Genomic DNA, 12,095 nt, shown 5'->3' with positions numbered 1-12,095 from the left:
TGGCCATTGGCGCTATTTTCGGTGGCCCTACTTGCCGTTGGAAAGCCGTTTGACTTCCTTGGCCACGGCGCGCTCGACAATGGCCTGCAGATTTTCATCCAGCCATTCCTTGAGCATGGGCTTGAGGGCATCCTGGACCAGATCGCCGATGCGCGGGCCGCGCTCGGTCAGGATCGCCTTGTCCTCGACCACCTGGTTGAGTTGCGCAAAGGCGCTCATCGTCGCCTCTTCGGTTACGTCGTCGAGAATGGCATCGGAGCGTACGGCTCTCGGCATGGAAGTCTCCAGTTCAGGGGTCTCATCAGGGGAAGGGTCGGATTGGGTTGGTTGATCGGCGGCGGGTGCCATATCCATGTCTTCGGCAGATTCTGGGGCGTCGTCACCGCTCAGCATGGCCACGGCCTCGGCAATGGCGTCGTCATCCATCGCCGCATCAATATTCGCGACGTCAATTTCGGAAACATCGCTACCTGCGACGTCCGTATCGACATCCGCTTCCGCCGCATTGGCAATGTCGGCCAGGCTCGGCGTGGACGCATCCGCGTCCGGCACGGGCTGTACATCGACGGTCTGCATGACGGCGGTGACGGCCACGGTTTCAATCGTCGCGCTCAGCAGGTCGGCGGCCTCAGCCTGATCATCTGTTTGCGCAACCGGATCTGCCGCCTCTGCAGCTTTGACGGTCGACGCAGCATCCGGCCCCATCGCGATTTCGTCAGCCAATGTCATGTCCAGGATCGAGTCCAGAATATCGACATCCGGCGCTTCGATCGATTCCGCGACATCGGGCTGCAGCGCGCCGTCTGCCTCGACCACCGTGTCGACGGCAAGCATGTCCGGCGTCTCCGCCTCGTCATCATCCGTCAGATCGGCCATCAGCGTCTTGACAAGATCCAGTTCGTCATCGCCGTCCGCGTCGAACGTCATGGCTGGCAGGCTGGTCGCCAGCTCGGCCGCGTCTGCGTTCCCTGAAGTCGCTTCTGCTTGCGTTTCCGCAGTCGCCATCGATCCGGTCGGCAAGTCGCCCATTTCGCTCAGCAGCTCATCCATCAGCCGATCGACATCATCCTCGCCTGCTTCCAGCAACGCATCGGTCGGTGCGGCGTCCGCGGGGGCATCGGGAATGGACAGCTCATCGTCCATCCCAGGCGCCGGACTGGCTGCCGTGAAGGCCGGGACATCGCCCATATCGTCCATAGCGGATGTGCTGGGCGGCGTTTCGGGCTGAGCGACCTGAATGTCGCTGAGCAGGGCTTCGATATCGAGTTCGTCGGCATCGGCGTCGGCCAGATCTGCCGTAACGCTCAGTTCGAGCGGCTCCGCATCCATCGGCGCGGGCGCGGAGGCAGCTGTTGGGGCGGCCACAGGGGCAGGCCGCAATGCGCCCGTAGCCTCGGCCATAGCCGGGCCGTCATGGGCGGGTCCATCGAGCGGAACAGGATCGGAGTCGTCAGCAATGATCTTGCGGATCGATGCGAGAATGTCTTCCATGCTGGGTTCGTCGCCAGCGGCATCGCTGCCCAGTCCGCCCATGGCGTCATCATCCATGGCACTCGTCGCAGATTCCGGTGTCGGTTCCGACATAGACGCTCGCAATCCCCTAAACGATTCGGCTCGGGGCCCTTTCGTGAATCAAGGGTTAAGCGAAGGGTTAACGCTTGTCCAGTTGATGACGTCGACAATTCCTACGCGGCGATAAGTGACGTCAATCAGCCGCTGGGAGGACAATAATCAGGTCCGGATCATGCTCTTCATCGACCTGTTCGTCCGGCAGCTCGGTCGGCTGGAGCGGCAGGATATCATCGGGATCGGGAATCCGACCCGCAGCAACCGGATCGGGCGCGGTCACGATGATCACATCCGGATCGTCGATCCGCGGGTCATAGTGGGGTGTCTGCCCGGTTATGCGATCGGTCCCTTCCTTCAGGGCACCGCCCAGTTCCTGCAACCGGTCACCAAGCCCGTCCGCCCGCTCATCCAGCTCCAAAAGGCCGACACCGTCGGCGACGGTGCGGGCCGGATCGAGAACGATATTCGGCGCTTGGACGCCGATTTTCTGCATCGCTTCGGGGATGAAACGATCGCCCGCTTCCTTGAAGCCGTCATAGGCGACGGACGACAGATAGGCATCGGGATCATGACGACCGATCGGCAGGGCAATACCCTCCGCATCGAACACGCCGATCACGGACAGGAGCTGAAACACCGCCCCCTTCAGATCCCGCTCCGCATTGATCAGATTGAGCCGCGCATTGAGCGTTTCCTGTTCCGCGTCCAGAACGTCCAGCTGTGTGCGCGTGCCGACCTGCTGTTCCAGGGTGACACCTTCGAAAGCGACCTCGGCGGCGGCAACCTGGCGTTCGCTGGTTGCGACAATCTGGCGCGCCGCATCCATCTGCGCCCAGACCTGCGAGACGGTCTGATCGACGGCGCGTTCCGTATCACGCGCTTCGAAACCCAGACGCGTCCGGGCATGCTCCGCCTGCCGGACGCGCGACTTGTTGATGCCGCCGCTGAAGATCGGGATGGAAAGCTGCGCGCCGATCGTCGCCTGATCGGTCTGCTCGACCCCCAATATGGTCTGACGCGATGCGGCCAGCGAACCCTGCAGGCTGAGCGACGGGCGCCCCGCGGCCTTGGCCACATCGATCGCGGCGGCGCCTGCCAGTTCATTGTAATAGGCGGCCAGCAATTGCGGATTATTGTCGCGCGCCAGCCGGATGGCCTCGTCCAGCGTGCCCGGGAGCACGAAAGCCGGCGCCGGCGTCAGCTGGTTCGGCATGCGCCCGACGATACGTACGAACAGCGCGCGGCTGACGGCCAGCTGAGCATCTGCCTGGGCCAGCCCCGCTTCGGCGGCGGCCAGCCGCGATTCCGATTGGGCAATATCGGTGCGCGTCCCCTCGCCGACCTCAAAGCGATCATTGGCCGCCGTCAGCTGCCGCTGCAGCACACGCACATTATTACGCCGGATCAGGGCCGCTTCCTCGTCGCGGAGTATATCGACATAGGCGTTGGCCGCAGACAGGAAGATATTGTTCTCGGCATTGTCGAGCCCGGCACGCGCCGCCAGAATACCGGCCTTGGCCTGCCGTTTCAGCGCCTTGACGCGACCACCCTGATAGACAGGCTGGATGAGGCTGAGCTGCCCGGCATAGGGGGTCCCTGTCGTGGTGCCGCCCGATGCGCCGAAGAAACTATTGGTCACCGGTGTGCGCACGGCCTGCGCATCGATCGACCCCCCCGCACTCAGAACCGGACGGCCCTGAGCCCGGGCCTGAATATAGTTTTCATCGACCTCGCGCAGCCGGGCGCGCTCGGCCAGCAGGCGCGGATTGCTGTTATAGACACTGGCCAGAACGCTCTGCAGTGTGTCGCGACCGACCAGCGCCGGGTCCTCGACGGACGCGATCTCGGGCTCGGCTTGCAAAATCGCGTCATTCACCTGGGCAAGGACGACAGGCGCGGTGCCCAAATAGAACGCCGCAGCCAGACCACATGTCAGCCCGCAGACGCGCAGCGGCGAGCGGCGAACGAATGGGCGCTTAACGCGTTTCATCATGCAGGTCGGTGATAACCGGATGGCGTGGCTAGAAGACAAAACTCGGCTCGACCTCGAAACCAGAGAGCATCGGCGCATTGGCATCGAACACGACCCGGTCCCCGACGGCGTCGCCGGATTTGGTGTAGAGGGTCGCCCGGCCGATCGGCCCGTCGCGCATGATCACAGCCAGGCGCCCGCCATTGGCCAGCTGCCCGAACCAGGCTTGCGGAACCGCCGACACCGCCCCGTTGACGATGATGACGTCGAACGGGCCATGTTCGGCCGCGCCGCGTTTCAGATCGCCCTGCACGACGGCGGCGTTGAGAACACCGATATCGGTCAGCAGGTCCGTCGCCCGCGTGACCCTGTCCTCATCCGTTTCCAGCCCGACAACCGTTTCGGCAATCTGGGCCAGAATGGCTGTCGAATATCCGCGCGCGCAACCAAGATCGAGAACCACTTCATTCGCCTTGATATCTGCGGCCTGAACCAGCTTGGCGAAGTCGCGCGGACGCAGAAGGCTCCGGCCATCGCCATAATCGACGACCGCGTCGCCATAGGCCAGCGCCATACGATTGGCGGGCACGAACTTTTCACGCGGCGTACGGCGGAAGGCGGCCAGAAGGTCCAGATCCGTGACATCGGCTGTGCGAATCTGGCTCTCGACCATCGTTTCGCGCGCGGCGTCGAAATCGAACTGGGGCATGGGATGCGGTCCTTGGCAACGGCGCCCGATGCGACAACAGGTCGATGGGCAAGGTAATGAGATTCCCTCTAGACCCGTGTTACGCCCGCTGCAACGCCGTTGCGCGCATGGCAGGGTTGCGAATGTTTGCAGCCCCGGCAGCTCGCCCCTGCAAGACCCCAATCCGGACCGACATTTTCCGTTGCCATCCGCCTCTCCCCCTTGTTAGAGGCGCGGTCCTTGGACGGTACCATGGCGGAGTGGTGACGCACCGGATTGCAAATCCGTGTACCCCGGTTCGATTCCGGGTGGTACCTCCAAGCATCAATTTGCTTCCCTGTGGGGTCTCCGGCAAAGCCGGAAGCAAATTGGGCCGACAGGCCGTGCGCCCGAAGGGCGCAATTCGCAGCATGATCAGTTCAAGACACTGCCACGTAGCGGCTTGAGCGTTGCGCCGCAGGCGAGTGCGCAAAGCGCGCTTCTGCTATCACAGTCGACCCAGAGCCCGACCGTCCATTTCCTTCCCAATCGGGCCTCCGGCTCAGCCGGAAGGAAACTGCCTGTGCGGAAGGGGCCCTATTACTTACTCATCCGTCATCTCGCCCGTGATCGTCTGCCCGCCTTGTAGAATCTCCATAGTCATGCTGCCCGCATCGTCGGGTGCGAAGCGCACGACGGCGCCGACGCTGGGGACGGCAAATTCCGTGTCGCTGCTTGGTTGCAGAGAAAAGGGAGGCTGACCGGTCAGCTGGATCGTGATGCCATTGTCCAGCCCTTCGTCCTGAGCGGCAATGGTCGCGATCATCGGAATACTCAGTGTATAGGTACCGAGATAGGTTTCAAGAATATCCGGCGAAACCGTGATCATGTCCGGAACCGGGCCTGTCCAGCTCAGCGTGTCGGGTTCCAGACTGTCGCTTGAATGAAACACCATCCGCACCGGTCCGTCCGATGGGTTTTCGATCTCGAACCAGCTCAGACTGGCCGGGCCGTAGAAGAACCGATTGTTTCCGGCGGAATAGACAGGCGATTCAGCGCCGCCTTCGCGCAATGTATAAAGTATGTCATCGCGAACGAACAGGGTTCGCGTCACGGTCTCGGATTTGTAGACGCCGAGAACCGGCTCAAGCCCAGCCAGATCGATATCCATGGTTTCGAAAAGGGGAAACGGGGCATCCAGCGCCAGGGCGGCCAGCTTGACCGTCATCATGCCGGGCGAGGTCGCCGGATTATCGGAATTGGCCAGCACGGCGACGAATATGTCTTCGGATGGAATATAGACGCTGTCGGTCGAGAAGCCGAAAATGCCGCCACTATGTCCAATCGTCGGATGGCCGCGTAATTCAGCGAAACTCAGGCCATAGCCGTAGGGCACATCTTCCCCGTCATTGGTGACTGTCGGGCGCGTCATGGCTGCGTAGCTTTCGGCGCTCACCACCTCGCCGTCATGAAAGGCATTCGCCCAGTCAGCCAGCCCCTGAACATCCCCGATCAGTGCGCCGGCCGCATGCGGCACGCTCATGTGGATGCGTTGCGAGGCGGCATTGCCCGCCGTATAGCCTGTGGCCATGCGATCGATTTCGCCTTCCAGCAGGCCGGACTCAATCGTGTCGATCCCAAGAGGTTTGGTGATCCGGTCTTTCACCGCGTCGGACCAGCTCTGGCCGGTCACGGCCTCGATCACGGCACCGAGCAGCAGATAGGCGGAGTTGTTATAGGCGAACTGGTCGCCGGGCGCGAAGTCCGCAGGCAAATCCTCGAAGACAGCGACCATTTCATCGGTCGTGTAGGCTCTGGCGGTGTTGGTTTCGGCCATCCAGCCGGGAATGCCCGTATAGGACGGAATACCCGACGTATGATTGAGCAGATGTCGCACAGCGATTGCGCGGCCCGGTTCGGGATAGTCGGGCAGGTAATTCCCTATCGGCGCGTCCAGATCGACCCGCCCGTCTTCAGCCAGCAACATCAGCGTCGCCGCTGCAAACTGCTTGGTAATGGACGCGTAGCGGAAAACCGTATTGGCCTGAATCGGTCGTCCCTCCGCGAGGTCGGCCAAACCGTGCCCATCGATAAACAGGGTTTCGTTATCCTTCGTGACGATCGCGGCGGCACCCGGCCCGTCTTCGGGATAGGCGTCGCGCAACAGGCTGAGGGCCTCACTGGCAAAGTCGTCATCCCCAGGGACCGGTTCGGTCACGGCAGGGCTGCATGCCAGCAGCGCCGTGAGGCAGATGGGCGCAATCATATGCTTCAATGTCAGCATGGGACCTCCAATATCCGGTCCGGTAGAAAGGCTTTGCAAGGCCCTGTCAATAAACACGGGCTTTTCTCGCTTTGACTCCCCCTGCCCCTTCCGGCAATCCGCTACCATGGCCATCGCCCTTTCCATCCTCCTCGGCTATCTGCTCGGGTCCATCCCGTTCGGCCTGCTCCTCACCCGCCTTACGGGCGGGCCGGATATTCGGGAGATCGGCTCCGGCAATATCGGTGCGACCAATGTGCTGCGCACGGGCAATAAGGCGGTCGCCGCGCTGACCCTGCTATTTGATGCCGGCAAGGCTGCGGGCGCGGGCTGGATCGCGCTGAGCCTGTTCGGCGAACCCTTCCATTTCATCGCCGCCGCCGCCGCCCTGTTCGGCCATTGCTATCCGGTCTGGCTGAAATTCAAGGGGGGCAAGGGTGTGGCGACGTTTTTCGGATCGCTGCTCGGTCTGGTCTGGCCGATCGGTCTGGTCGCCGCCGCGACCTGGCTGCTTGTCGCGTTTACGACACGATATTCCTCTGCCGCCGCCCTGTGCGCCGCCGCATTTGCGACCGTGGCCAGCGCCATGTTCATGCCTTGGCAGGCCACCGCGATGGTTGCTTTCATGACGCTGCTGATCATCTGGCGCCACCGGGAGAATATCCGCCGCCTGAAAGCCGGGACCGAGTCGCGTATCGGCGCAAAGGCAGACGACAAGCCCGCGTGAGCCGAGCGCCCCTGAGTTTTGCGGAGCGCCGCGACTGGCTTCGCCTGTATCGCACCCATACGGTCGGCCCCGTCGCCTTCTGGTCCCTCATGACCCGCTACCGCGCTGCAGATGCGGCGCTGGACGCGCTGCCCACCCTCATCCGCCGCAAGGATGTCCATCCCCCCAGCCTGGAACAGGTCGAAGCCGAAATGGACGCGAGCGAGGCCGTCGGTGTGAGGATCATCTGCGCGGTCGAGCCCGACTTTCCGGATCTGCTGCGCGCGCTGGACCCGGCCCCGCCCCTGATCAGCGTCTGGGGCGATATCGAGCTTTCCGCCCGGCCCTGTGTCGCCATTGTCGGGTCCCGCAATGCCTCGGCGCTGGGGCAGAAATTCGCCGCACAGATGGCGGGTGAGCTGGGCGATGCCGGTTTTACAGTCGTCTCCGGTCTGGCGCGCGGGATCGACGCGGCAGCCCACGCCGCCGCGCTCGATACAGGCACGATCGGCGTGCTGGGCGGCGGGGTCGATCACATCTATCCGCGTCAGAATACGGACCTGCATTTGGCCATGCGGGAGCGCGGCCTGCTGGTCTCGGAATCGCCGCTGGGCTACCGCGCGACGGCGCGCGACTTTCCGCGCCGCAACCGGCTGATCTCCGGACTGTCGCTCGGCGTGGTGGTCGTCGAAGCCGCCGAACGGTCCGGGACGCTGATCACCGCCCGCTACGCGCTTGAACAGAACCGCGAAGTCATGGCCGCGCCTGGCAGCCCGCTCGATCCACGGACCAAGGGATGTAACAGGCTGATCCGGCAAGGGGCCGCCCTGATCGAGTCGAGCCAGGATATTCTGGACTGTCTGGAGGCGGCGCGCGCCGACGTCATGCCCGACATGCTGTTCGACCCGGCGGGCGGGTTCGATATGCCCGATTTTAACGAAAGCGGTGCGCGCACGGATATTGACCGCGCGCGCGAAGCGCTGCTGCAGGTCACCTCTTTCACGGCCACGCATCGCGATGATTTGATCCGGGCCGCAAGCGTGCCGACCGGCCTTGCCGGGGCGGCACTGCTTGAAATGGAGCTGAATGGCGACATCGTCGTCAATGTCGATGGCCGCGTCTCACGCGCCCGTTAGGCGCGCATTCGTCCCCTTCGGGGCGAATTTGTTTGCAGTGTAGTACCGACCAAACCCGATCCTAACCGGCCTTCTTGCGCAGATCGCTGAGCGCGAGGGTGAACAGGGCTGACGCTTCGGGCTTGCCGGATTTCAGCGCCAGCTCGGACAGCTCCTCTGCCTGCGCGACAAGATAGGCCAAAGTTTCAGCCTCGGTCCGCGTCGGTTTGTCAGGTGTTCCAGATTGTTTCGTCACAGGGCCCTCCCACAGCCTCCCTGTGTTAAGGCGAGTAAAAGATTAAACTAGATACCTATAGTTGCAAAATGCCGGTGCATGAAATGCCTCGGCAAGGTCGGGACGGTTCCCTCAGCGCGACGCTCGGCACTTATAACATGATTTTTCGCCGAACGGAACGATCATGACTGCTCGGTTCCGAAGGAACGTTCGAACAGCCCCTGAATACGCCTTCGATCCACGATCCGGTAGGTTGTCCGACTGGGTGTGACTGGCGCTTCACATTGACAGTCGGGGTCCGGCCCTCCAAATGGCGCGCCGCATCGCATCTGCCGTTCGCCCTCACGAACTGCGTCTTAATCCAGACAGGACCGCAATGAACCTTGTCGTCGTCGAATCGCCCGCCAAGGCGAAGACCATCGAGAAATATCTGGGTAAGGACTATAAGGTCCTGGCCAGTTTCGGGCATGTGCGCGACCTGCCCTCCAAGAACGGTTCCGTCGACCCCGAGCAGGATTTTGCGATGAGCTGGGCGATCGACGCCCGCTCCAAGAAGCGTATCAAGGACATAGAAGACGCGCTGAAAAACGCTGACAAGCTGATCCTCGCGACTGACCCGGACCGCGAAGGCGAAGCCATCAGCTGGCACTTGCTGGATGTGCTGGCCAAGAAAAAGGTCATGAAAGACATGCCGATCGAGCGTGTCGTCTTCAACGCCATCACCAAATCGTCTGTCACGGATGCCATCAACAACCCGCGCCAGCTCGACCAGGAACTGGTCGATGCCTATCTGGCGCGCCGCGCGCTGGATTATCTGGTCGGGTTTACACTGTCCCCCGTCCTGTGGCGCAAGCTGCCCGGCGCGCGCTCTGCGGGTCGGGTCCAGTCCGTCGCTCTGCGACTGATAACGGAACGCGAGACCGAGATCGAACAGTTCAACCCGCGCGAATACTGGTCCGTCACGGCGGATATGGCGACCGCCTCCGGTGCCTTCACGGCAAACCTCGTCCGGCTCGACGGCGAAAAACTCGACAAGTTCAGCCTCAATGACGAGGCCAAGGCGCGCGATGCGGAAAGCAAGGTCAAGGCGGCCTCGCTCTCCATCCGGTCGGTCGAAGCCAAGCCGATTACGCGCAATCCGCAGCCCCCCTTCATGACCTCGACCCTGCAACAGGAAGCCAGCCGAAAGCTCGGCTTCTCCGCCACACGCACCATGCAGACGGCGCAGAAACTCTATGAAGGCATCAATATCGGCAGCGAGACGGTCGGCCTGATCACCTATATGCGAACGGACGGCATTTCGATGGTCGGCGAAGCCGTCAGCGATTGCCGCGCCACCATCGCGCGCGATTATGGCGATGGTTACCTGCCCGCGTCGGCACGCGTCTATAAGTCCAAGGCTAAGAACGCACAGGAAGCCCACGAAGCGATCCGCCCGACCGGCTTTTCCCGCACGCCCGGCTCTTTGTCGCTGCATGGTGACGAGGCGAAGCTGTATGAGCTGATCTGGAAACGCGCAATGGCCTCGCAAATGGCCTCTGCCAAGCTGGAACGCACCACGGTTACGGTCGTCGATGATCGCGATTCGCTGGCCTTGCGCGCCACGGGACAGGTTGTCCGCTTCGATGGCTTCCTCAAACTCTACGAAGCGACCAAGCCGAAAGCGGAATCCGACGAAGACGGCAAGACGCTGCCGCCTCTCAAGCAAGGGCAGAATGCCGACGCCAAAAAGGTCCAGGCCGAACAGCATTTCACGCAGCCACCCCCGCGCTATTCCGAAGCCAGCCTCGTCAAGCGCATGGAAGAGCTCGGCATTGGCCGTCCATCGACCTACGCCTCGATTCTGAAAGTGCTGCAGGACCGGGACTATGTCACGCTCGACAAGCGCCGCTTCACACCCAGCGATAAAGGCCGTCTGCTAACCGCCTTTCTGGAGGAATTCTTCTCCAAATATGTCGAATATAATTATACGGCGGACCTGGAAGAACAGCTCGACAAGATCAGCGCCGGCGATCTTGAATGGAAGCGCATGCTGTCCGACTTCTGGAACGAATTTTCGACCCATGTTGACGGCACCAAGGAATTGCGTGTCACCCATGTACTCGACGCGCTCAACGTCGCACTCAAAACCGTGGCCTTCCCTGAAAAGGAAGACGGGTCCGATCCGCGAAAATGTACCAGCTGCGATGACGGCGAACTCAGCCTCAAGCTCGGCCGGTTTGGGGCGTTTGTCGGCTGTTCCAACTATCCTGAATGCAAATTCACCCGCCCCTTCGGTGGCGGCGACGGCGACGACAATGAAGCCCAGGACACGGAGCTGGGCAAACATCCGGAGACGGGCGACGCGATCTGGCTCAAGACCGGACGCTTCGGACCCTATGTCGAGCAGGCCTTGCCTGCCGATATCGACCCTGACGCCAAACCTCAGAAAGATAAAAAGGGGCCAAAGCCCAAGCGCGCCAGCCTGCCCAAAGGCTGGAGCTGGCAGAGCATCGATCTGGACAAGGCCCTGCAACTGCTCAGCCTGCCGCGTGAGATCGGCGCCCATCCCGAAGACGGCAAACCAATCAGCGCCGGCATCGGGCGTTACGGCCCCTATGTGGTACATGAACGCACCTTCGCCTCGCTCGACGATGTGCAGGAAGTCTGGGATGTCGGCCTGAACCGCGCCGTGACCCTGATTGCGGAAAAGAAGGCCGCGCGCGGTCGCGGCCGCACTCAGAACGTCCTGAAGGACCTCGGCAAACACCCGACCGACGAAGCCCCGGTGCAAATTCTCGACGGTCGCTACGGCCCCTACGTCAAATGGGGAAAGGTCAACGCCACCATCCCCAACGGGCAGGATCCGCAGGACGTCAATATCGATATGGCGCTGGAATATATCGCCGAAAAGCAGGCCAAGGCCGGAAAAAAGAAACCCGCCCGAAAGAAACCCGCCGCGAAGAAAAAGCCCGCGGCGAAAAAGAAGCCTGCGGCCAAGAAAAAGCCTGCCACAAAGAAAAGCTAACGTCCCAAAACACAATCCGCGCAGTCTGTTTCGCTCTGACAACCCCCTTCCTGCGCCCATCATCCAGGGACCGCAGGGACCCATTACGGTCGGCTCAGCCTGACCGTAATGGTCGAAACATGGATCACCGGATCAAGTCCGGTGATGTGGGGGAGTAGAGTGCTGGTCCCCGTTCATAGCATGCAGAAGGGGGCGCTCTCAATTAATCCCCGCCTATGCCGTTAAGTACGGCTTCCGTTTCAGTCACCTACCGCCAATCCCACAAACCTAATCCACTCCCTCCCATTTCCATGCTCTTTTACCCTCGTCCGTCACGGACACGAGGTGGGGCATAACCCTCGGTGTGGCGGATCGGTATGAGGGCTTCGGCTCTGGTTGCGGACGGACATGTCCGCGACCGGTGAAAGCCGGAAAGGTCCGTCAGGTGATGGCGGAGCGACCGGGCCGAGAGCGGATGTGTCGGCGGTTTATGCTGCCGCTGACACCCTTCCTTGTCTCTGCCGCCCCTGAGGCTGGTCCTTCGCGGACCGCGCGTGAGCCAAGCATCCGCCGCTGCCATGA

8 protein-coding genes and 1 tRNA gene are annotated in these 12,095 nt (G+C 62.1%); 4 read left to right on the top strand and 5 right to left on the bottom strand.

Going from position 1 to position 12,095, the window contains the following annotated elements; genetic code table 11:
* Positions 1 to 27 precede the first annotated feature (27 nt).
* From AB6B39_RS05515 to AB6B39_RS05505, 3 genes are all read right to left on the bottom strand, one after another.
* Positions 28 to 1,584 (bottom strand): DUF2497 domain-containing protein, encoded by a 1,557-nt coding sequence (locus AB6B39_RS05515; protein ID WP_284372763.1) that lies wholly within the window; start codon positions 1,582 to 1,584, stop codon positions 28 to 30.
* Between the two features lie 121 nt (positions 1,585 to 1,705).
* Complete coding sequence (locus tag AB6B39_RS05510; RefSeq protein ID WP_284372765.1) at positions 1,706 to 3,562, bottom strand: TolC family outer membrane protein; 1,857 nt, start codon at positions 3,560 to 3,562, stop codon at positions 1,706 to 1,708.
* Positions 3,563 to 3,590: 28 nt separating this feature from the next.
* Positions 3,591 to 4,250: a protein-L-isoaspartate O-methyltransferase family protein gene (locus tag AB6B39_RS05505; protein ID WP_284372767.1), complete on the bottom strand. Its 660-nt coding sequence runs from the start codon at positions 4,248 to 4,250 to the stop codon at positions 3,591 to 3,593.
* Positions 4,251 to 4,475: 225 nt separating this feature from the next.
* Here AB6B39_RS05505 and AB6B39_RS05500 point away from each other — a divergent pair.
* Positions 4,476 to 4,549, top strand: a tRNA-Cys gene (locus AB6B39_RS05500).
* 263 nt (positions 4,550 to 4,812) lie between these two features.
* Here AB6B39_RS05500 and AB6B39_RS05495 read toward each other — a convergent pair.
* Positions 4,813 to 6,492 carry a serine hydrolase domain-containing protein gene (locus AB6B39_RS05495; protein ID WP_284372769.1) on the bottom strand — a complete coding sequence of 560 codons (1,680 nt, stop codon included), beginning with the start codon at positions 6,490 to 6,492 and terminating at the stop codon, positions 4,813 to 4,815.
* Positions 6,493 to 6,598: 106 nt separating this feature from the next.
* Between AB6B39_RS05495 and plsY the strand changes: the two genes are divergently transcribed.
* Together plsY and dprA are read left to right on the top strand one after the other, a co-directional pair.
* Positions 6,599 to 7,198 (top strand): glycerol-3-phosphate 1-O-acyltransferase PlsY, encoded by a 600-nt coding sequence (gene plsY, locus AB6B39_RS05490; RefSeq protein ID WP_284372772.1) that lies wholly within the window; start codon positions 6,599 to 6,601, stop codon positions 7,196 to 7,198.
* Positions 7,195 to 8,313 (top strand): DNA-processing protein DprA, encoded by a 1,119-nt coding sequence (gene dprA / locus AB6B39_RS05485; RefSeq protein WP_284372774.1) that lies wholly within the window; start codon positions 7,195 to 7,197, stop codon positions 8,311 to 8,313. Before plsY ends, dprA begins: the two co-directional genes overlap by 4 nt.
* A 61-nt stretch (positions 8,314 to 8,374) precedes the next feature.
* On the opposite strand, the gene AB6B39_RS05480 is transcribed toward dprA, so the two are convergent.
* On the bottom strand, positions 8,375 to 8,548 hold the full coding sequence (locus tag AB6B39_RS05480) for a hypothetical protein (protein ID WP_284372776.1): 174 nt from the start codon (positions 8,546 to 8,548) through the stop codon (positions 8,375 to 8,377).
* A 355-nt stretch (positions 8,549 to 8,903) separates the two neighbouring features.
* On the opposite strand from AB6B39_RS05480, the gene topA reads away from it, so the two are divergent.
* Positions 8,904 to 11,534: a type I DNA topoisomerase gene (gene topA, locus AB6B39_RS05475; RefSeq protein ID WP_284372778.1), complete on the top strand. Its 2,631-nt coding sequence runs from the start codon at positions 8,904 to 8,906 to the stop codon at positions 11,532 to 11,534.
* Positions 11,535 to 12,095: the final 561 nt, after the last annotated feature.

Source organism: Algimonas porphyrae (assembly GCF_041429795.1).
Classification (GTDB): domain Bacteria; phylum Pseudomonadota; class Alphaproteobacteria; order Caulobacterales; family Maricaulaceae; genus Litorimonas; species Litorimonas porphyrae.
Note: the sequence above shows the minus strand (reverse complement) of the source record. Positions and strands in the feature narration are given on the sequence as shown.